Raw genomic sequence first — 19,653 nt, 5'->3', positions numbered from 1 at the left:
AGGGACATCCGAGGAACTCCGGGATAGATGGACCTGCCCGCGCGTGCTCAGCGGCATGGGGCGGCCGGCTCGCGGCAAGGACAGGTCGCGTGAAGCGGCGGGACGGGCATCGGCTGCCCGAGCCCACCACAGAATAACGGAAACGCAGCGCCTGCCGAAAAACAGCGCGACGGGCGCAGCCAGCAGCAAAAGCGCCGCTCGTGGCGTGGGGCGAGGCGCAGGCTCGCCGTAAGCGCGACGGCGCGGGCCGGCGTGGGGCGAGGCACAGGCTGGCCGTAAGCGCGACGGCGCAGGCCGGCGTGGGGCATGGCGCGCGACGCATGCTAAGCGTGCGCACCAAACGGCGCCAACGCAATTTACCTCCTGTTACAGCGCCGATTGCACCCCGGAAATGCATCAGTCTGCGCCGTTGCCGGCCGCGCGCCGCACCCGCCAGGCGTAAAGACTGTCGCCGAATGTGTCGTCAGGTAGAATTGACAGACTAACGGACGCATATAGTGTCCAGGACCGACTTTCTCCTTCTCGCATGAACAACGATCGCAAAGACGCCGAGCGCAACGAAGCGCCCGTTTCCAATTTCATCCGCAACATCATCGACGACGACAACCGCTCGGGAAAGTGGGGCCAGCGAGTGGAAACGCGCTTCCCGCCCGAACCGAACGGCTATCTGCACATCGGTCACGCGAAGAGCATCTGCCTGAACTTCGGCATCGCGCAGAGCTACGGCGGCGTCTGTCATCTGCGCTTCGACGACACGAATCCCGAAAAGGAAAGCTTCGAATACGTCGACTCGATCGTCGACGCGGTGAAGTGGCTCGGCTTCGACTGGAACGTCGACGGCAAGGAGCACCTCTATTTCGCGAGCGACTACTACGACAAGCTCTATGAGTTCGCCGAGCTGCTGATCACGCGCGGCAAGGCGTATGTCGATAGTCAAACGGCGGAGGAAATGCGCGCGAACCGCGGCTCGGCGACGGAAGTCGGCACGCCGTCGCCGTTCCGCGAGCGCAGCGTCGAGGAGAACCTCGACCTGTTCCGCCGCATGAAGGCAGGCGAGTTCAAGGAAGGCGAGCACGTGCTGCGCGCGAAGATCGACATGTCGTCGCCGAACTTCAACATGCGCGATCCGGTGATCTACCGCATCCGCTTCGCCCACCATTACCGGACGGGCGACAAGTGGTGCGTGTATCCGATGTACGACTACACGCACTGCATTTCGGACGCGCTCGAAAACATCACGCATTCGCTGTGCACGCTCGAGTTCGAAGACCACCGGCCGCTGTACGACTGGATCCTCGACGAACTCGCCGAGGCCGGCATCTTCACGCGTCCGCTGCCGCAACAGATCGAATTCTCGCGCCTGAACCTGACGTACGCGATCACCAGCAAGCGCAAGCTGCTGCAACTGGTCAACGAAGGCCATGTGGACGGCTGGGACGACCCGCGCATGCCGACCATCGTCGGCGTGCGCCGCCGCGGCTTTACGCCCGACAGCATCAAACTGTTCTGCGAGCGCATCGGCATCACCAAGGTCGATTCCTGGATCGACATGAGCGTGTTCGAAGGCGCACTGCGCGACGATCTCGACGACAAGGCGCCGCGCGCGACCTGTGTGCTCGATCCGCTGAAGCTCATCATCGACAACTATCCCGAAGATCAAACGGAAGCGTGCAGCGCGCCCGTCCATCCGCATCATCCCGATCGCGGCGTGCGCACTTTCCCGTTTTCGCGTGAACTGTGGATCGAGCGCGAAGACTTCGTGGAAAACGCGCCGAAGGGCTATTTCCGCCTGTTCCCGGGCAACAAGGTGCGTCTGAAGTACGGCTATGTCGTGGAATGCACGGGTGCCGACAAGGACGAAAACGGCAATGTGACCGCCGTGCACTGCAATTACTACCCGGACAGCCGCTCCGGCACGGAAGGCGCGAACAACTACAAGGTGAAGGGCACCATTCACTGGATCAGCGCGACCCAGGCCGTGCCTGCCGAGGTGCGCGTCTACGACCGCCTCTTCAAGGAAGCACAGCCCGACGCGGGCGGCCGCGATTTCCTCGAGGCGCTCAATCCGCATTCGAAGCGCATCATGCACGCCTACGTCGAGCCGGGATTGGGCGACGTCGAGCCGGAAGCGCGGTATCAGTTCGAGCGTCACGGCTACTTCGTCGCCGACCGGTATGACACGACGCCGGGCAAACCCGTATTCAACCGGATCGTCAGTCTGCGCGACAGTTGGGGAAAGCCGGCGTAAGCTGATTGTCTGGTTGAGTCACCGCGGCATGCGGCGCATTCGGCGCGCATGCCGCTGTGTCGCGACACGGACATCGCCAGGCGACAGCGCGACGATGCAGCCGGAGTGATTGCTACCGGCTCAGGGGGAACGATGAAGGTTGCAATCAAATATAAGCTGGGGGCGATCGCGGCCGCGGCGCTGGCGTCGCTTACGTCGCTGACGGCGCCCGCGCACGCCGAGGAACTGACGGGCACGCTCAAGAAGGTACACGACGACGGCGTGATCACGCTCGGCGTGCGCGAAGCGTCGATCCCCTTCTCCTATTCCAACGGCGAGCGCACGGTCGGCTATTCGCAATCCATCGCGCTCGCCATCGTCGACGAGATCAGGAAGACGCTCGCGATGCCGAACCTCAAGGTGCGTGAAGTCACGATCACATCGGCGAACCGTTTTCTGATGCTGGTCAACAACCAGATCGATCTGGAATGCGGCTCGACCACGCATACGCGCGAGCGCGAGAATGTCGCCGCGTTTTCGAACAGTTTCTTCCAGTACGCTGTGCGGATGATCGCGCGCAAGAACGCCGGCATCAACGACTTCGCCGACCTCGCCGGCAAGCCCGTGGTCACGACGGCGGGCACGTCGGACGAACGGCTCGTGCGGCAGTTGAACAGCGAGAAGCAGTTGAATATGCGCATTGCGAGCGCAAAGGACCATTCCGACGCCTTTGCAGCCGTGAAGGCGGACCGCGCGGTCGCGTTCGTGATGGACGAACCGATTCTGTACGGTTTTCGCGCCACCGACCCGCGCCCCGACGACTTCGTCGTGACGGGTACGCCGCTCGGCTACGAGACCTATGCGTGCATGTTCCGCAAGGGGGACGCGCCGTTTCGCGAGCTGGTCAACCGTGTCATCGCGAAGATGCAGACCTCGGGCGAGGCGGAGCGCCTCTACAACGTCTGGTTTACACAGCCGATTCCCCCGCATGGGATCAACCTGAACTATCCGCTGTCGGCGGAAATGCGGACCATGTTCGCGCATCCGAACGACAAGGCGCTCGATTGAAAAGCGTGCGTTACGCCGTATCCAGCGTACGGTGCAATTCGGCGAGCGATAGCGTCGTCTGAAAGAGCCGCGTGAGGCTGCGGCTCGCGTAATGCTCGACTTCGTCGGGCGCGGCCCAGCGGAATGCGTCCATCTCGGGAATCATCGTGCCGTCGGAGCGGCGCGGAAACATCGACGTGCACGTGCAGCGCGTGAGATCGAGTTCGTCGGCACGGGCGCGCGCGGCGAACAGATGCAGATCCTTGTCCCGCCGATACACGAACAGGCCGAGATCTGTCAGCCGCGACGCGTCGACGGCGATACCCGTTTCCTCTTCCATCTCGCGCAGCGCCGTCACGTGCGGCGCTTCGCCTTCCTCGCCCTGCCCTTTGGGGATGTCCCAGTGGGTCGTCTCGGTGGCATGCGCGAGCAGCACCCGCCCATCCGGGTCGAGCAGCACGACACCGCAAGAGATCGTGCGCGCGCTCAATGCTTCTTCTGCATCACCCAGTTGCCCGCGCCCTCGCGGCAGAACTGCGGGTTCAGATTCATCGACTGGCCTTTGGCGCTCAACACGACGTGCATCTGTCGGCACGTGCGGTCGCCCGACTTCGACGTCGCATCGGGCGTCAGTTGTGCCTCGATCCGCGTGCTATTGCGCAAACCTTCGTTGTTCCAGGTCGAGGATTCGCCGTCCTGCTTCTTGTCGAGCGCTTCGAACGCGGCCTTTCTGAGCGAGTCGTTGTCGGCCTGCTTCATGTACGCGATCGGCGTGTCGTTCAGGAAGTTCAGATTGGCGGCATGCGCGCCGACTGCGCCGGCGAGCAGCAGCCCGCCCACAGAGAGTTGAAACGCGGCTCGGGTTCGCATCGACATGAAGTTCTCCGCAGAAGTCGGTTCGGGCAAGCGTGGCGCGGCCATGGAGCGGCCCGCGATCTGGACCTCAAAAGCATAGCACGCCGCCTGGGTCCACAGCTTGCGAGACACCCACTTTTGAGATAGCTCTGTCGCGCCACAGGCCCGTCATAAGCCCACTCAGAGGAATTTTAGGACACGTCCCATAGGCGCTAAAGCAGTCGGTCCATAACATGAGTCGAGTCAAATTCACCCGCACTTCAAACGCGTCGCGCGTTGCGACTCTTGCTCATGGACCTCTCGTTCGCTCTCCAGTTTTTCGCCGCCATCCTGATGCTGATCTGCGTAGTTCTTGGCACGATCGTCATGCGTGTCGATCCCGCGCCGATGCCGACCATCGTGCGTATCCACGGCCTGCGCCGCAACCGGTGGCCGTGCGCACTGACGCGAGTGGGCCTCGTGTGCCTGCTCGCGTCGTTCCTGGTGTTGATCGCCGGCTGTTATCTGCTGCTGACGATGTGAGCGCCGGCAGGTGGCCGGGGCGCTTCCGGCTGATATCCGTCCGTCAGCGTCTTAAGGAACGCAACCACATCCTTGATCTCTGATTCATCCAGCGCAGGCTTGTCGCCCGGCTTGCGATCGAACGGCGGATCGCTATTCAGATTCGCCCAATACTTCCTCGGCAAATCGTCGAACTTCTGCACTTTCCCCTTTACGACCGGGTAAAACTTCTCCGGATTCGTATCGCGTTCCGCATAGAAACGGACGACCTCTTCGAGCGAGTGATAAATCCCGTTGTGAAAGAACGTCTTGCGCAGCGCGACGTTGCGCAGCGAAGGCGTACGGAAGATTCCGCAATACTCGTCCCTGCCCTTCAGATCCGTCCTTTCCGGGCCGCACGCGCCCAGATCATAAAAATGCGGATCATGGTTCACGGCCAGCGCGCGATTGCGCGGCACGCCGAGCGCGATCAGACCGAAGTCAGAGAACGCGGGCGCCGAGCCGTCGAGCGCGCGCTGGCTGATGTGGCAGCTCGCGCAGTTGCCCTTGGTCTCGTCGTTGAAGAGCTGCAGGCCGTGCAGTTCGGCCTTCGTCAGTTGCGCCTTGCCCGCGAGGAACGCGTCGTACTTGCTCGTGTACGGGTAGAACAGTTCCGGCGTCTCCTCGAACACTTCGAGCGCCTGCAGCACGGCCTTGAATGTCGCGTCGTCGCTATCGAACACGTGCTCGCCGAACGCGTCGCGGAACTGGTTCGCGTACGGCGCGGCCTTCACGGCCGCCGCCACTTTCTGCGGCGTGCTGCCCATTTCGAACGACGATGTCAGCGGCATGCGCGCCTGATCGCGCGCGCTGTTCACCCTGCCGTCCCACATCAGGCCGCCCGTCGGACCCGCGTCGACGCTCTCGTCGCCCTCGTCGTCCGAGTCGTGATAGTGCTCGGTGAAGGACGGCACCTTCTGAAGATATTTGATGTCGGGCGCGGCGCGCATGCCCTGCTGCCGCATGTCCTGGCCGCCCAGCTGGACGGAGAGCGCGTTCGGCGGCCCGAAGCCGTGCTGCGGACTGTGGCACGACGCGCAAGCGAGCTTGCCCGAGCCCGATAGCGACGGATCGAAGAAGAGCTGCTTGCCGACAGCCGTCATCTTCTTCACGGACTCGTACACCTGGGCACGCGTCTGACCGCCCGCGGGCATCGCTGCCGCGGCATCGGCGGACACCCTTTGCATCCGCGCGCCGCCCGGTGACGGTTGCACCCGTTGTACCGCTTGCACGGCCGCTGCCGCGTGAGCGCCGTCGGCCTGCGCGCTGCCGGCATCGCAGGCCGTCAGCATCATCGCAACCGAAACTCCTAGCGCGCCGAGGCATCCCGCGCGCCACGCCTGTCTTGTCCGAAGCCCCGCCACATCGCGCCACATATCTTTCTTATGCTCGTGTTGATCGACTGCGCGAGGTTATTTCACCGACATGTCGCCTAAATGACATATACCCGACTGCATCTTAAAAACCACAAGCAAACAGGAACCTCGATGTAAGAAATTAATCGTTCTGTCAAAAAGCCTTGCGACACTCTCGCCGCCGGTCCCCAACGCGAGAGAGATAAATGATGAACAAGAAACTGATCTGCGCGACGCCTATCGCGATCGCCGCAGCAATCGGGCTGTATGCATGCGGTGGCAATTCGACTTCGAAGCCGACGTTGTCTTCCGTGAAGAACGTCGTGGTCATCTACGCGGAAAACCGCAGCTTCGACAATCTTTACGGCAACTTCCCGGGCGCCAACGGCCTGCAAAACGTGACGGCGGCGAGCGCGCGCCAGCTCGACCGCGACGGCTCCGTGCTCGCGACGCTGCCGCCCGTCTGGAAGGGCCTTACGGCAGCGGGCGTGACGCCCGTCATCACCCAGGCAATGACGGTCAACCTGCCGAACTCGCCGTTCGCCATCGACGATCCGGCCGGCTTCAACACGCCGCTCAGCGCGACGACGCGCGACCTGTATCACCGCTTCTACGAGAACCAGATGCAGATCCACGGCGGCAAGAACGACATGTTCGCCGCGTGGGCCGATTCGGGCGGTCTCGTGATGGGCCACTACACGGCGAACGCCGACAAGCTGCCGCTCTACAAGCTCGCGCAGCAATTCACGCTGGCCGACAACTTCTTCATGGGCGCGTTCGGCGGATCGTTCCTGAACCACCAGTGGCTGGTCTGCGCGTGTACGCCGTTCTATGCGAACGCCGATACGAGCGTCGCGAAGACGTCGATCTCCGCGGTCCAGCCGGACGGTGTGTCGCTGACTCTCAAGTCGACGTCGGCGGCGTCGGCGCTGACCGACGTGCCGACCTTCGTCAACTCGGGCAACCTCACGCCTGATTTCTACGCCGTCAACACGATGCAGCCGCCCTATCAGCCGAGCGGCAACAAGCCTGCTGCGGGCGGCGACGCGAATCTCGCCGATCCGACGGCCGCAACGACGCTGCCGGCGCAGACGAACCAGCACATCGGCGACCTGCTCAACAACGCGGGCGTGACGTGGGCGTGGTACAGCGGCGCCTGGAGCAACGCGATCTCGGCGGTGCAGAACAACACGGCGAACGTGATCTACGGCGCCAACCTCAGCTCGCCGAACTTCCAGCCGCATCACCAGCCGTTCAACTACTTCGCCGACCTGGCGCCGGGCACCGACAACCGCGCAAAGCACCTGCTCGACGGCGGCCTGAACGGCTCGGAGTTCATCAAGGCGATCGACGCCGGCACGCTCCCGCAAGTCGCGTTCTACAAGCCGCAAGGCAACCTGAACGAGCACCCGGGTTATACGGATGTGGCGCAGGGCGACCAGCACATTGCGGATGTGATCTCGCATCTGCAAAAGAGCCCGCAGTGGAACAACATGGTGGTCGTCATCACGTACGACGAGAACGGCGGCTTCTGGGATCACGTGGCGCCGCCGAAGGGCGACCGCTGGGGCCCGGGCACGCGGATTCCCGCGATCATCGTGTCGCCGTACGCGAAGAAAGGCTTCGTCGATCATACGCAGTACGACACGACGTCGATCCTGCGCTTCATCACGCACCGCTTCAATCTGCCGAACCTGCCGGGCCTGACGGCGCGCGACAGCGCACTCGTCGCGAACGGCGGCCAGCCGATGGGCGACCTGACGAACGCGCTCGATATCAACAGGTAATCACGCAGCTACGCAAGCAGGCGGGCCTGTCGCCCGTCATCGACTCAGCACGGTCAAGCAACAGTCGCGCATTCATCCACGTTCGATGCGCAACGCTTCAGGGCAGCTTCGGCTGCCCTTTTTTATGGGTGTGCGGGCGGTATCGGGGGAAAAGGACGAGGGCCGTGCACAGGCGCCGTTGCTGGCGGACAGGCAGCCTGACTGGATGGCCCCCCCACGAGGAATCGAACCTCGATTTCAGGTTTAGAAGACCCGTGTTCTATCCGTTGAACTATGGGGAGGCGAAACCGGAATTTTAACCTGGCTGGACCTGACCGAAACTGGCCTCAGGCGTCCGGTTAAACACGCCACGCATGCCGTGGCGCTCAAAACAGAAAGGCCCGGCAGCAACGCCGGGCCCGCGATTATAACCGATCGAACCGCGCGATCAGGCCGGCTGCGGATGCGTCATGAACCAGCCCAGAAACACCACGCCCGCGATCACGCAGTACACGCCGAACGACGCAAGACGGCCGCGTCCTTCGAAATAGCGCATCAGGAAACGCACGCTCAGGTACGCGGCGATCGCCGTCAGCACGCCGCCCAGCAGCGCGTCGGCGAGTTGGCCCGGCGCGTGGAAGAGCTTCGGCAGTTCGAGGATGCCCGCCGCGAAGATGGTCGGCGTGCCGAGCAGGAACGAGAACTCGGCGGCCTTTTCAGCTGTCAGGCCCGCGCCGTTGCCCGCGATCATCGTCAGGCCGCTGCGCGAGAAGCCGGGAATCAGCGCGCCGACCTGCGCGAGGCCGACCAGAAACGCCTGCCTGAACGTCAGCTTCTCCGGCGCGCGATGCGCGCGCGCCCGCTGCAGCCGGTCGCCGAGCCACAGCAGGATGCCGTTGACAATCAGCGCGACCGCGACGATGCGCAGATCGTGGAATACGCGTTCCAGGCGCTTCTCGAGCACGAGACCCACCAGACCGGCCGGAATCGTCCCGATGATGAGCGCCCACATCATGTGTCCATCGTCATTGCGGCGGCCCGACAGCGACGCGAAAAAGCCCCCTATGAGGGCAATCCAGCGGGTACGGAAGTACCACAGCAGCGCGAACGCTGTGCCCAGATGCAGCGCGACGAGGAACGGCAGCAGTTGCGGCGCATGCTTGTCGATATGCATGCCGAAGAGAGCGGGAACGAGCAGCGTGTGACCAAGACTGCTCACTGGAAACAGTTCCGTGACGCCCTGCAGCACGCTCAAAAAGATCAAAAACGACAGGCTCACGCGTCGGTCCTTTTGAAAAGTGGGGAGGATGGACAGCTTGCCGGAATATGGAGCCCGGCATCTGAAGGCGGGTCGATTATGCCTGGGCGACCCGGGTGCGCCAAGGACAAAAATTCGCTTTTAACAGAATCTTGCCGCGTCGCAACAAGATCGAAAGGGTGATTACGGGGATGAAAGCAAAAAGGCCCGCCTGGAAGGCGGGCCTGCGTGCGGAGGCTGCGTGGACCGTCGGTACGTGCCGACGATTCAGCGTGGATTCTCGGCGCCCCGTGTCAGCGTGTAAATTTATAAAAGAAATAAATCGTACTGCCCGTGAACATGCCGAACAGTGCCACGCTCATTGCCATTGCGAGATCCATCGCCCCTCCTGAAAACCGAGTGATCGGACCCGGCCGGAGCCGGTCTTCGTACACATTATTGATTGCGCCGACTGTGCGCCAACACCCGCAATTTCCCCAGAAGGGTTTCCCCGTAGCACAAAGCGGCGCAAAATCGGCGTCGCTGCGCTTTTCGCGCCAAAGTCGTGCACGCCCATCCCTTCCTAACCGCTTTCTATCGTCATTGCCATGCCTCAATTCCAGCAACAGGACATCATCGAGATCGCACGCGACGGCGCCTTGCTGCGCGTCGCGCCGCAGGCGGGCGGCCGCCTGCTGTCATGGGACATCGACGGGCAGTCGGTGATCTTCTGGCCCGAGCAGGCGGACTGGAGCCAACCCGCGCGCGTGCGCGGCGGCAATCCGCTGCTGTTTCCGTTTCTCGGCCGCCATTTCGTCGACGGCCAGATCGGCCGGTGGAAGGATGCGCAAGGTACCGTGCGCGATCTGCCCATGCACGGTTTCGCCCGCGACCTGCCGTTCGAGGCCACGGTCGACGAAGCCGCGCGCTCGATCAGCATGACGCTGACCGACAGCGACGCGACGCGCGCCGGCTATCCATTCAGCTTCCGCTTCGAGGCGAAATACACGCTGGTCGACGCGAACACGCTCGACGTCGACTTCATCACGACCAACACGGGCGCGGCGGGCAGCGCACCGCTGCCCTACTACGCGGGCCATCATTTCTACTTCACGCTGCCGCACGCGCAACGCGGCGAGACGGTGCTCGAACTGCCGCGCACGGTGCGCCGCCACCAGTTGCCGGACGGCGCGATCAGCGCAGGCGAAGCGGGCGAGCCGGACTATCGTCTGGACGATCCGGGCATCCTGGACCGCTTCCATTGCCTCGACGGCGCGCCGGATCACCTCGTACGGATGGTCGCGCTCGGCCTGAACCGCAGCATCACCATCGATCTGCAGCGTCCCAACTCGGTACCGTGGTACGCCGTTACGACGTGGACGGAAAAGCCCGAATCGGACTTCTTCTGCGTCGAGCCCTGGCTGGGCCTGCCCGACGCGATCCATAACGGCCTAGGCCTGCGCTGGCTCGAAGCGGGCGACACCGAAACGGCGTCGCTGCGCATCACCATCGGCACGTTGCCCTGAGCGCCGCGCATCGCGTGCGACACGATCGCCGCGCGTCGCATCGCCCGAAAAACGGGTGCTGCATTGCAAAACCGTTAGAATCTGGCGTTTTGCAACTGCCACGTGATCGGGATCGGCGCGCGGCGGCGTCTTGCGAGGTCCAATGTTGACAACAAAAATCAGACGGCTTGTCTGCGCGGCCATGGTCGCGGCACTGGCCGCATGCGGCTCGGCACCCGTGGGGCCGGGATACTATCGCGTCGAACGGGGCGACACGCTGTACAAGATCGCGCGCAGCAATCGCACGTCGGTGCAAAGTCTGTCGCGCTGGAACAATCTGTCGAACCCCGATTCGCTCGAGGTCGGTCAGGTGCTGCGCGTCGCGCCGCCGCCCGGCACGGCGACGGCCAGCACGGGTTCGTCGCGCGGAAGCGCGTCGGGCAGCGCTTCGGCGGGCGGATCGGCAAGCGCTTCGGCGAGCGCTTCGGCTGCGTCGCGCAGCGCGGCCGCGGATACGCCTGCAACGCCCGCGCCGGCGATCTCGCTGATCTGGCCCGCGACGGGCAACGTGGTGCGCGGCTTCGACGGCAACAATTCGAAGGGCATCGATATCGCCAACGCTGCGGGCACGCCCGTGTTCGCGGCGGCGGGCGGCACGGTTGTCTATGCGAGCAACGGCCTGCGCGGCTACGGCAATCTGCTGATCATCAAGCACAACGCCGATTACCTGACCGCGTACGCGCACAATCGGTCGCTGCTCGTGAAGGAAGGCGAGACGGTGCAGCAAGGTCAGAAGATCGCCGAGATGGGCGACTCCGACAACGACCGCGTGATGCTGCACTTCGAGTTGCGTTACGCCGGCCGTTCGATCGATCCGGCGCGCTCGCTGCCGCCGCGCTGACGCGCTGTCGCGCCTCGCGTCACGACGCGACGCGACCCGCGGGAACCCGATGGACCGTGCACGGTTCCATGACAGAGACAGGCGGGCACGCTCCGTGCCACGTCTGTCGACACCGCGTTTATCCGCGCAACGAACACAGAGGACACTCCGATGAAAAACGCCTTTGCGGCAGTCCGTGCGACGGCGGCGAGCCTCGCGATCGCCTCGCTGGCGAGCCTTGCAGGCTGCGCCAGTTCCGGTTCGACGACGCTCACCTATCTGCCCAACGGCGAGACGGGCTTCGCGATCAACTGCAGCGGCAGCGATGCGAGCCAGAACTGGGGCGAATGCTACAAGCGCGCGGGCGAGGCATGTGGCGCCTACGGCTACGACGTGGTCTCGAAGGATGTCGACACGGGCGGCACGGCAGGCGGCACGCTTGGCGGCGTGCTCGGCGCCAACGTGAAGAACCGTTCGATGGTGATTCGCTGCAAGCAGTAGCCAGCAGTCGCGCAACGTCTGATTTTTATCGCGTCCGGACAAAAAAAAGTGCCCGGCACGAGGCCGGGCAAACGGGGGTTCGGCGCATATCGGCAAAGGACCGGTTCACCATGCGCCGAGACGAAATCTAGCAACGCGCTTATACCCACGCAATCGATTAATTGTGCAAATAGTGTGAGTCGGCGCACGGTTTCAAGGCGAACTGAATGGCGCACCCGTCCATTTGCAAACGGAATCAACGCGGCATTTCACATTCAATACCCGTTCGCAGCAATAGCGCGCAGCCGCGAAACCCACGGCTGACGGGCCTTTCGGAAGATCACGAAAGTATTGGGCGTGAATTGATCTGCACTGCGATATTCGTCGGCTTCAGGCATTTTGCTTCGCTTCCAGCAATAGCGGGACTTGGTGCGCCAACGCACCCTTCCGCTGCGATTCCTGCCGTGAATTCTTCAGATTTAACGAATTCGCGGACTTCCGTTTAACGTATTCATATGCACGCGGACACGGCGGATTAAGACGCGTGACGTGAAGGCATTTATCGGCGTATTCGCACCGCTCGCCATTGGCGAGCGAAGTCGCGAGGTGTCGTCTATGGTTTGGTTTATAGTTACGCCCGCCCGTGCCGGCGCACGCCGCCGACACGCCCCACGCACGAACGCCCTGCTGCCCGCTGACACCATGACTTCCCCCGATACCCCACAAAGCCCGCTCTACGAGAAACTGCTCGGCGAGACCGCGAAGATCAACTGGACGGAGCTCGAACGCTTCTTTGCGCGCGGCATGCTGCTGCGCGTCGCGCGCGATCTCGATCTGGTGAGCGTCGCCGAAGCGATCGCCAACGACGATACGACGCAAGTCACGCAATGGCTGTCGGCGGGACTGGTCGAGCGCGTGCAGGCCGAGACGGCTGCCGACTTCGCCGCGCGCGATCCCGAACTGTGGGCCGTCGTCGTATCCCCGTGGGTCTGCGTGCAGGAGCGCGGTTGAACGACTGCGCCGACGATAGCGTCGACCAAAACGCCGCATCAGGCCCGCCGCACACGCACGCGTCCGCCGTGCCCACGCGCTGGCACCGGCGCGTGCTGACGCTCGCGTTCCCCATCGTCCTCGCCAACCTGACGCAGCCGATACTCGGCGCCGTCGACACAGCTGTCGCGGGGCATCTGGACAGCGCGTCGTATCTCGGCGGTGTGGCGCTCGGCGGTCTGTTCTTCAATTTCGTGTTCTGGGGCTTCGGCTTTCTGCGCATGGGCACGACGGGTCTGGTCGCGCAATCGTTCGGCGCGAACGATCAGGCCGGGCTGCGCATGAACATCGTGCGCGCGCTGTTGCTCGCGTTTGCGATCGGCGCCGTCATCCTGGCGATGCAGGTTCCGCTGATCGACTTTGCGCTGCGCGCGATCGGCGGCAGCGAAGACGTGCAGCGGCACGCGCGCGCCTACTGCCACGCGCGTATCTGGGCCGCCCCGCTCGCGCTCGGCAACTATGTCGTACTGGGCTGGCTGCTCGGTACGCAACGCGTACGCGTCGCGCTTGCCACGCAGGTCTTCATCAACACGGCGAACATCGTCGCCGTGTTGCTGTACGTGTATGCATTCGACTGGGGCGTGGCAGGCATCGGCGCCGCCACGGCGACGGCGGATGCGCTTGGCTTCGTGTTCGGCGCCGTGCTGCTCTGGCAGATGCGTCCACGCGGGCTGCCCGCGCTCGAGCGCGCCGCGCTGCTCGATCCCGTCGCTCTCAGGCGCATGGTGACCATCAATCGCGACATCTTCGTGCGGACCATGTGCCTGTTGGGCGCGTTCGGCTGGTTCGCGCATCTGGGCGCGAAGCAAGGCGACGCGACGCTGGCCGCAAACGCGCTGCTCCTCAACTTCCAGACCTTCATGGGCTATGGGCTCGACGGCTTCGCGCATGCGGCTGAAGCGCTCGTCGGCGCGGCCATCGGCGCGCGTAATCGCGACGCGTTCCGCCAGGCCGTCAAGGTGACGCTGCTGTGGTCGGCGCTGGGCGCGCTGGCGTTCTCGCTCGTCTACTGGGCGGCAGGCGCGTGGATCATCGAGCGGCTCACGGATCAGACGGTGGTGCGGGCAGCGGCGCAAGCCTTCCTGCCGTGGACCGTGCTGTCGCCCGTCGTATCCGTGTGGGGCTTTCTACTCGATGGCGTGTTCATCGGCGCGACGCGCACGCGCGATCTGATGACGTCGATGGTCGTGTCGCTCAGCGTGTTTCTCGCGGCTTCGTGGGCGCTCGCCGGCACGCACGGCAATCACGGCCTGTGGGCGGCGCTGATGATCTTCATGGCCGCGCGCGGCCTCACGCTGCTTCGCCTGTTGCCGCGCCTCGCGCGTGATGTCGGGTCTGATCTGTCGGCGAGCCGAGCGTAAGTGCGCGTCGAAGCGTGCGCTTATTTCGGCGCGACGGGCGCGTCGATCATCGAAGGCGGACGGTCGTCGGTTGGCACGCCGTGGTAGTCCGCCGGGTCTTTCGGCGGCGTGTGATGGTGAACGGTCTGATCGTCGGCACACGCCGACAGGGCGAACAGCGAAAATAGCGATGCAGCCAGCAGGAAGCGCTTCATAAACTTTTCGGACGAGGAGTGAGCATCGACGGATGAGGTCGCGGGCCACGAGTCTAACCGCAAAGCGCAATGTGCGCCGCCGAACCTGGATATCCACCGCATTGCGCGATCTTGCAGCGCCTGTTCTACTATGTACGCAGGGTCTTTTCGTCGAAGGAGGCCGCCATGGATGCCGAATCGATCGCAGGTCTGGTTGGACTCGCCATAGGGCTGCTGGTGCTTGTCGTGCTGTCGGTGTTCGAGTCGCGCACCTATCGGCGCGAGCATCATGGCGAAGGCATGATGCATCACTGGCTTGCCGAGCATCACGTCCTGGACAGAATGCGCCGCAGACACTGAAGCCGGATGCGCCGCGGCCGCGGCGCCATCGCTTGCGCAGCCTGAATGTTCGTCCCGCGCGCGCGTCGATAGGCTTTCGACGCGCGAAGCCTTCTTTTGCGTATCCGGATTCCTGGGCACGCCCTCTTTCCCGCACCGTTTCCTTCTGTGCTCCTGTTCCAGGCCCGCCATATATCGGGCACGTGGCTTGCTGATGTGTGAGGCATAGAGCGCGCATTCCGCGCACTCGACACTCCGGCCGCCGGCGCGCTCACGGTCGCTGCCTGTATGCGCCTACGCGGTCGCCAATTGTGGCCCGGCCATATAAGGAGAGATAACATGACCCTCGGAACCATTCTGCTGATCGTGCTGATCCTGCTTTTGATCGGCGCGCTTCCAAGCTGGCCGTACAGCCGCGAATGGGGCTATCGCCCGACCGGGCTGGTCGGCATTGTGCTGGTCGTGGTGATCGTGTTGCTGCTGATGGGCCAGATATAACTTTCGCAATGCGAGGATTTGACTTGCGGACCTCAATGCAGATACAATCGCGGGCTCGCGTCGGAGCGTAGCGCAGCCTGGTAGCGCATCTGATTTGGGATCAGAGGGTCGTAGGTTCGAATCCTATCGCTCCGACCACCAACATGCCGTACAAAAACCCGCGTCACGCCTTCTGGTGTCGCGGGTTTTTGCTTTTGCGCCGCCGATTTCACACGAATATCCGGCGCGCGCCGCCTACACTCCCGAAACACGCGCGCATTCCTCAAAGACGAAAAGCAGCAGAACTCGCCGCGCGCTGTCCACACTTGTCCTGGCAGAACCCACCTGCCGACAGCACAACGGAGACACCGCCATGAACCTGATCCTCTGGCGTCACGCCGAGGCCGAAGACACCGCTTCGACCGATCTTGCCCGTCAGTTGACGTCGCGCGGCCGCAAGCAGGCGCAGGCGTCCGCCAAATGGCTGCGCGCGCGTCTTCCCGACGACGCCGTGATCCTCGCCAGCCCCGCCGCGCGCACCGTGCAGACGGCCGAATCGCTGACGGATCAATACCGCGTCGTACGCGAGCTTGCGCCGGACGCGAGCGTCGAGGCCGTTCTGACGGCCGCTGGCTGGCCCGACGGCATTGCGCCGACGGTCGTGATCGTCGGGCACCAGCCGACCCTCGGCCATGTCGTCGCGCGTCTGCTCGCCGATAGCGGCGCGAGCTGGTCGATCAAGAAATCGGCGATATGGTGGATCGAGAGCCGCTCGCGCGGCAACGGCGATCAGGCCATGTTGCGCGCAGCGATCAGCCCGGATCTCATCTGATCCTCCCCGCATAGCGGGGCCATGTGAAGCAAGGATTGCAGGCGCAGCGAAAGCGTCTGGCTTACGACACGTCATCGAATCGTCACGACGTTGCCACGTGAGCGTCACCCGCCGTTACTACATTGGCGTCGAAGCGAATTTCACATTTTCGACCAGGACGCCACATGCGAGAACTGCCGACGCCCACCCTGCCCTTCGCATCGATCCTCGAGCCGCGTCGTCGCCTGCCGCGCGCGGAAGAAACGGTAACCGCCCAGCATCGTCTGCAAGTGTCGTGGGCGCGCACCGACGAGGAGCTTCGTGAAGCACAGCGTCTGCGTTACCGCGTCTTCGCCGAGGAAATGGGCGCGCGCCTGTCCGGCCCGGCCGGCCTCGACGTGGATGCATTCGATGCTTATTGCGATCACCTGATTGTTCGCGATCTCGACACGCTCAAGGTGGTCGGCACGTATCGCGTGCTGCCGCCGCATCAGGCGGCGCGCATTGGCCGGCTGTATGCCGAGAGTGAGTTCGACGTGTCGCGGCTCACGCACCTGCGCTCCAAGATGGTCGAGGTGGGCCGCTCGTGTGTGCATGCTGACTATCGCAGCGGGTCGGTGATCATGTCGTTGTGGGCCGGGCTTGGGTCTTACATGCAGCAAAATGGGTACGAGACGATGCTCGGGTGTGCGAGCGTCGCGATGGCCGATGGTGGCCACTACGCGGCCAACCTGTATGCGTCGCTGCAGGACGATGCGCTGACCACGCCGGAGTATCGCGCGTTTCCGCATACGCCCCTGCCCGTCGATGAGCTGAAGACTGGCGCGAAGGTCGCGCCGCCGCCGCTTATTAAGGGTTATCTGCGCCTCGGCGCGAAGATTTGTGGTGCGCCGGCGTGGGATCCGGATTTCAATACCGCTGACTATTTGACGTTGTTCCGGCTCTCGGAAATTAATGCGCGGTATGCGCGGCATTTTCTTGGGGATGCGGTGGGGAGGTAGGTGTTTTTGAGTTTGGCGGCGGGGGCGTGCGCCGATTTTGCCTTTTGCGCTGGCATCCGCGTTTTGTTTTCGCGCTTCACGCGTCGTCGTTTTCTGGGTTTTGGCCTTTGCGCTGGCATCCGCGTTTTGTTATCGCGCTTCACGCGTCGCCGTTTTCTGGGTTTTGGCCTTTGCGCTGGCATCCGCGAATCGTTAGCTCGCTTCACGCGTCGCCCCTGTGCGGGGCGGCACCTACTTTTCTTTGCCGCCGCAAAGAAAAGTAGGCAAAAGAAAGCGGCTCACACCGCCAGCCCTTGTTCTTGCCTGAGGGCCCCCAAAGGGTCTTACGCTTCACACGACAACCACGTGACCCACGTTCGTTGCCAACGCTCTTGCGATGCGCCTCACCCGCTTCACTCACCTGCGTTTCAGCACGACCCACCAGACAGTCCACCGCCGCCCAGGTGGCAAACTGTGTGTCGGCCCTCGGTGCTCCACGTGCTTCACTCCAGACCAACAGCGCACGCGTCCCACCCGGTAAGAGCGCTACCCTATACGACGCGACAACCTGCACACAGTTTGCCACCTGGGCGGCATATACCCTTCGCTGCCGCTGGCCCGGGTACGGGTAATTGAAGCGGGTGAGGCGTTGATACGAAGCGTTGGCAACGGGCAGCAACCAGAGCACCGGCGTGTGAAGCGTGGGGACGTTGGGGGCCCGTGGGCAAAGGTCAAGCGCTGGCGGTGTGAGCCGCTTTCTTTTGCCTACTTTTCTTTGCGGCGGCAAAGAAAAGTAGGTGCCGCCCCGCACAGGGGCGACGCCTGAAGCGAGCTAACAATTCGCGGATGCCAGCGAAAGCAAAAGCAAAAGCAAACCGCGGATGCCAGCGAAAAAGGCAAATGCCCAGTGCAAAAAGCAAAAACCAAAAACCAAAAAGCAAAAAAACCTCAATCCTCCGTGTACACCACACGATACGGCATCCGAATCTTCTCCCACTCAGCCGCCTCCTGAATGAGGCTATAGTCCGTCAGCGGATTATTCGCAACCCACGACTGCGGCAACCGCACCTCATACCCGCCATTCGCCTCAGCGACAGTAATCCCGGGCAGCCCGGCATCCGCCCGACGCCGGCAAAACAGCGCCGCGAGCCGCAGACAGAACAACAAATCCCACTCGACATCCCGCGTCTGCGCAAGCTTGCCGAGCTTACCGGCATGACCCACGACGAGCGCCGCAAGCCGCGCCTGATCAGTGCGCGAAAACCCCGGCATGTCCGCATTGCTCGTGATATAAGCCGAATGCTTGTGATACGCACTGTGCGAAATCGACAGCCCGATCTCATGCAGCGCAGCCGCCCACCCAAGGAACATGCGGTTCTCTTCACGCACCTCGGCATCCGGCTCTTCGAGCTGATCATAGAAGCGCACCGCGAGTTCGCCGATACGCGCCGCCTGCTCGCGATCCACGCCATAGCGCCGCATAAAGCCTTCGACCGTAACCGTACGCATGTCCTGATGCTGCGAACGCCCCAGCAGGTCGTACAACACGCCAAGCCGCAACGCGCCGTCCGTCGTATCGACGTATTCGACGCCAAGCTCGTCGAACACCGCAATCATGATCGACAGGCCGCCCGCCAGCACGGGCACACGGTCCGGCTTCAGCGCCACCAGCTTGAGCCGGTTGACGTTCTCCGCCTTGATCAGCGCACGCTTCAAACGCTCGAGGCCGCCGCGCGAAATACCGTGCGTGATGCCCTGATCATTGAAACCGTTAGCCTCCACCAGTTCGGCAAGCGCGCGCGCCGTGCCCGACGAACCGATCCCCTGGTCCCAGCCCTCGGCCCGGTAGTCGGCCGAAATGATCTGGATCTCGCGCGACGCCGCGAGCTCGGCCTGGCGCATCGTGTACTCGTCGACATTGCCCGCCGGGAAGAACTGCCGGCTGTGACTCACGCAGCCGATGTACAGGCTTTCCATTCGAATCGGCGTGTAGTGCGAGCCGATGATGAATTCCGTCGACCCCCCGCCGATATCGACGACTAGCCGCTTGCCCGCGCTCGCCGGAACCGAATGCGCAGCGCCCGCATAGATCAGTCGCGCTTCTTCGCGGCCCGCGATCACTTCGATCGGGAAGCCGAGCGCCGCTTCCGCTTCGCCGAGAAATTCCTGCGCATTCTTCGCGACGCGCAGCGTGTTGGTGGCGACCGCGCGCACATGATCGGGATGGAAATCGCGCAGACGTTCGCCGAAGCGTTTCAGCGCGTCCCAGCCGCGCTCCTGCGAAGCACGGTCGAGCATTTTTTCGCGCGACAGGCCCGCGCCGAGCCGCACGGGTTCGCGCAGCGCGTCGACCTGATAGATCTGGCTGCCCGCTTCGGTTTCCTCGACACGGCCCACGATCAGGCGGAAGCTGTTCGAGCCGAGATCGACGGCGGCAAGGAGTGGCGGAGTATTGACCATCGGGTGTGAGGACCTCGTGCGCGAGGGGAAAGCACCCATGCGGGGAGCCTTTGCTGGCGCGCTGTTCGAAAGCGCCATTTTAAGCGTACTCGTCATTACGCTGTCACCTC

General features: G+C 63.4%; 19 protein-coding genes and 2 tRNA genes. 14 read left to right on the top strand and 7 right to left on the bottom strand.

Features of this window, described 5'->3' with window-relative positions; all coding sequences use genetic code 11:
• The first annotated feature begins 526 nt into the window (after positions 1–526).
• Together C2L66_RS05040 and C2L66_RS05035 are read left to right on the top strand one after the other, a co-directional pair.
• Positions 527–2,248: a glutamine--tRNA ligase/YqeY domain fusion protein gene (locus C2L66_RS05040; protein WP_054934232.1), complete on the top strand. Its 1,722-nt coding sequence runs from the start codon at positions 527–529 to the stop codon at positions 2,246–2,248.
• 132 nt (positions 2,249–2,380) lie between these two features.
• Positions 2,381–3,295 (top strand): transporter substrate-binding domain-containing protein, encoded by a 915-nt coding sequence (locus C2L66_RS05035; RefSeq protein ID WP_082670353.1) that lies wholly within the window; start codon positions 2,381–2,383, stop codon positions 3,293–3,295.
• A 10-nt stretch (positions 3,296–3,305) separates the two neighbouring features.
• Here the strand turns inward: C2L66_RS05035 and C2L66_RS05030 are convergent, their stop codons facing one another.
• Positions 3,306–3,764: an NUDIX hydrolase gene (locus tag C2L66_RS05030; protein ID WP_060601622.1), complete on the bottom strand. Its 459-nt coding sequence runs from the start codon at positions 3,762–3,764 to the stop codon at positions 3,306–3,308.
• Positions 3,761–4,150: a hypothetical protein gene (locus C2L66_RS05025; protein ID WP_054934231.1), complete on the bottom strand. Its 390-nt coding sequence runs from the start codon at positions 4,148–4,150 to the stop codon at positions 3,761–3,763. The genes C2L66_RS05030 and C2L66_RS05025 overlap by 4 nt, the downstream gene beginning before the upstream one ends.
• A gap of 270 nt (positions 4,151–4,420) precedes the next feature.
• Between C2L66_RS05025 and C2L66_RS05020 the strand changes: the two genes are divergently transcribed.
• On the top strand, positions 4,421–4,651 hold the full coding sequence (locus tag C2L66_RS05020) for a hypothetical protein (RefSeq protein ID WP_060601625.1): 231 nt from the start codon (positions 4,421–4,423) through the stop codon (positions 4,649–4,651).
• On the opposite strand, the gene C2L66_RS05015 is transcribed toward C2L66_RS05020, so the two are convergent.
• Positions 4,630–6,045 (bottom strand): cytochrome-c peroxidase, encoded by a 1,416-nt coding sequence (locus tag C2L66_RS05015; RefSeq protein ID WP_060601628.1) that lies wholly within the window; start codon positions 6,043–6,045, stop codon positions 4,630–4,632. The two genes, C2L66_RS05020 and C2L66_RS05015, sit on opposite strands and share 22 nt — an antisense overlap.
• A 188-nt stretch (positions 6,046–6,233) precedes the next feature.
• Here C2L66_RS05015 and C2L66_RS05010 point away from each other — a divergent pair, with 188 nt between their 5' ends.
• The gene (locus tag C2L66_RS05010; protein WP_060602742.1) at positions 6,234–7,811 is read left to right on the top strand and encodes an acid phosphatase; all 1,578 of its coding nucleotides are present in this window, start codon (positions 6,234–6,236) and stop codon (positions 7,809–7,811) included.
• Between the two features lie 206 nt (positions 7,812–8,017).
• Here the strand turns inward: C2L66_RS05010 and C2L66_RS05005 are convergent.
• Positions 8,018–8,092, bottom strand: a tRNA-Arg gene (locus C2L66_RS05005).
• Positions 8,093–8,238: 146 nt separating this feature from the next.
• The gene (locus C2L66_RS05000; protein ID WP_060601631.1) at positions 8,239–9,069 is read right to left on the bottom strand and encodes an undecaprenyl-diphosphate phosphatase; all 831 of its coding nucleotides are present in this window, start codon (positions 9,067–9,069) and stop codon (positions 8,239–8,241) included.
• Between the two features lie 566 nt (positions 9,070–9,635).
• On the opposite strand from C2L66_RS05000, the gene C2L66_RS04995 reads away from it, so the two are divergent.
• The 5 genes from C2L66_RS04995 (at position 9,636) to C2L66_RS04975 (ending at position 14,303) form a co-directional block, all read left to right on the top strand.
• Positions 9,636–10,553, top strand: a complete 918-nt coding sequence (locus C2L66_RS04995; RefSeq protein WP_060601633.1) for an aldose epimerase family protein — start codon at positions 9,636–9,638, stop codon at positions 10,551–10,553.
• Between the two features lie 142 nt (positions 10,554–10,695).
• A complete protein-coding gene (locus C2L66_RS04990; RefSeq protein ID WP_176053919.1) occupies positions 10,696–11,433 on the top strand; it encodes a peptidoglycan DD-metalloendopeptidase family protein in 738 nt (245 codons plus the stop codon).
• A gap of 150 nt (positions 11,434–11,583) precedes the next feature.
• Entirely contained in the window at positions 11,584–11,913 is a 330-nt protein-coding gene (locus C2L66_RS04985; RefSeq protein WP_054934222.1) for a hypothetical protein, read from the top strand.
• A 681-nt stretch (positions 11,914–12,594) separates the two neighbouring features.
• Complete coding sequence (locus C2L66_RS04980; protein ID WP_035991287.1) at positions 12,595–12,903, top strand: DUF2288 domain-containing protein; 309 nt, start codon at positions 12,595–12,597, stop codon at positions 12,901–12,903.
• On the top strand, positions 12,900–14,303 hold the full coding sequence (locus C2L66_RS04975) for an MATE family efflux transporter (RefSeq protein WP_060601639.1): 1,404 nt from the start codon (positions 12,900–12,902) through the stop codon (positions 14,301–14,303). The genes C2L66_RS04980 and C2L66_RS04975 overlap by 4 nt, the downstream gene beginning before the upstream one ends.
• A 20-nt stretch (positions 14,304–14,323) precedes the next feature.
• On the opposite strand, the gene C2L66_RS41175 is transcribed toward C2L66_RS04975, so the two are convergent.
• Positions 14,324–14,497, bottom strand: a complete 174-nt coding sequence (locus tag C2L66_RS41175; RefSeq protein WP_167352350.1) for a YajG family lipoprotein — start codon at positions 14,495–14,497, stop codon at positions 14,324–14,326.
• 165 nt (positions 14,498–14,662) lie between these two features.
• Between C2L66_RS41175 and C2L66_RS41170 the strand changes: the two genes are divergently transcribed.
• The 5 genes from C2L66_RS41170 to C2L66_RS04950 all read left to right on the top strand — a co-directional run bounded on the left by C2L66_RS41170 (position 14,663) and on the right by C2L66_RS04950 (position 17,104).
• The gene (locus C2L66_RS41170; protein WP_007744012.1) at positions 14,663–14,836 is read left to right on the top strand and encodes a hypothetical protein; all 174 of its coding nucleotides are present in this window, start codon (positions 14,663–14,665) and stop codon (positions 14,834–14,836) included.
• A gap of 318 nt (positions 14,837–15,154) precedes the next feature.
• Positions 15,155–15,313, top strand: a complete 159-nt coding sequence (locus C2L66_RS04965; protein WP_082434023.1) for a DUF3309 family protein — start codon at positions 15,155–15,157, stop codon at positions 15,311–15,313.
• A gap of 61 nt (positions 15,314–15,374) precedes the next feature.
• Positions 15,375–15,451, top strand: a tRNA-Pro gene (locus C2L66_RS04960).
• Positions 15,452–15,665: 214 nt separating this feature from the next.
• On the top strand, positions 15,666–16,124 hold the full coding sequence (locus tag C2L66_RS04955; protein WP_054934198.1) for a SixA phosphatase family protein: 459 nt from the start codon (positions 15,666–15,668) through the stop codon (positions 16,122–16,124).
• A 164-nt stretch (positions 16,125–16,288) separates the two neighbouring features.
• Positions 16,289–17,104, top strand: coding sequence for a GNAT family N-acetyltransferase (locus C2L66_RS04950; RefSeq protein ID WP_060601642.1), 816 nt, complete (start codon positions 16,289–16,291; stop codon positions 17,102–17,104).
• 927 nt (positions 17,105–18,031) lie between these two features.
• On the opposite strand, the gene ppx is transcribed toward C2L66_RS04950, so the two are convergent.
• On the bottom strand, positions 18,032–19,582 hold the full coding sequence (gene ppx, locus C2L66_RS04945) for an exopolyphosphatase (RefSeq protein WP_233444929.1): 1,551 nt from the start codon (positions 19,580–19,582) through the stop codon (positions 18,032–18,034).
• Positions 19,583–19,653: the final 71 nt, after the last annotated feature.

Source organism: Paraburkholderia caribensis, from assembly GCF_002902945.1.
Classification (GTDB): Bacteria; Pseudomonadota; Gammaproteobacteria; order Burkholderiales; family Burkholderiaceae; genus Paraburkholderia; species Paraburkholderia caribensis.
Note: the sequence above shows the minus strand (reverse complement) of the source record. Positions and strands in the feature narration are given on the sequence as shown.

Bases quoted from the DNA above. Each gene is read 5' to 3' on its own strand.
- C2L66_RS05040 (WP_054934232.1), top strand. From the start codon at position 527: ATGAACAACGATCGCAAAGACGCCGAGCGCAACGAAGCGCCCGTTTCC.
- C2L66_RS05035 (WP_082670353.1), top strand. From the start codon at position 2,381: ATGAAGGTTGCAATCAAATATAAGCTGGGGGCGATCGCGGCCGCGGCG.
- C2L66_RS05025 (WP_054934231.1), bottom strand. From the start codon at position 4,150: ATGTCGATGCGAACCCGAGCCGCGTTTCAACTCTCTGTGGGCGGGCTG.
- C2L66_RS05020 (WP_060601625.1), top strand. From the start codon at position 4,421: ATGGACCTCTCGTTCGCTCTCCAGTTTTTCGCCGCCATCCTGATGCTG.
- C2L66_RS05015 (WP_060601628.1), bottom strand. From the start codon at position 6,045: ATGTGGCGCGATGTGGCGGGGCTTCGGACAAGACAGGCGTGGCGCGCG.
- C2L66_RS05010 (WP_060602742.1), top strand. From the start codon at position 6,234: ATGAACAAGAAACTGATCTGCGCGACGCCTATCGCGATCGCCGCAGCA.
- C2L66_RS04995 (WP_060601633.1), top strand. From the start codon at position 9,636: ATGCCTCAATTCCAGCAACAGGACATCATCGAGATCGCACGCGACGGC.
- C2L66_RS04990 (WP_176053919.1), top strand. From the start codon at position 10,696: ATGTTGACAACAAAAATCAGACGGCTTGTCTGCGCGGCCATGGTCGCG.
- C2L66_RS04985 (WP_054934222.1), top strand. From the start codon at position 11,584: ATGAAAAACGCCTTTGCGGCAGTCCGTGCGACGGCGGCGAGCCTCGCG.
- C2L66_RS04980 (WP_035991287.1), top strand. From the start codon at position 12,595: ATGACTTCCCCCGATACCCCACAAAGCCCGCTCTACGAGAAACTGCTC.
- C2L66_RS41175 (WP_167352350.1), bottom strand. From the start codon at position 14,497: ATGAAGCGCTTCCTGCTGGCTGCATCGCTATTTTCGCTGTTCGCCCTG.
- C2L66_RS41170 (WP_007744012.1), top strand. From the start codon at position 14,663: ATGGATGCCGAATCGATCGCAGGTCTGGTTGGACTCGCCATAGGGCTG.
- C2L66_RS04965 (WP_082434023.1), top strand. From the start codon at position 15,155: ATGACCCTCGGAACCATTCTGCTGATCGTGCTGATCCTGCTTTTGATC.
- C2L66_RS04955 (WP_054934198.1), top strand. From the start codon at position 15,666: ATGAACCTGATCCTCTGGCGTCACGCCGAGGCCGAAGACACCGCTTCG.
- C2L66_RS04950 (WP_060601642.1), top strand. From the start codon at position 16,289: ATGCGAGAACTGCCGACGCCCACCCTGCCCTTCGCATCGATCCTCGAG.
- ppx (WP_233444929.1), bottom strand. From the start codon at position 19,582: ATGGGTGCTTTCCCCTCGCGCACGAGGTCCTCACACCCGATGGTCAAT.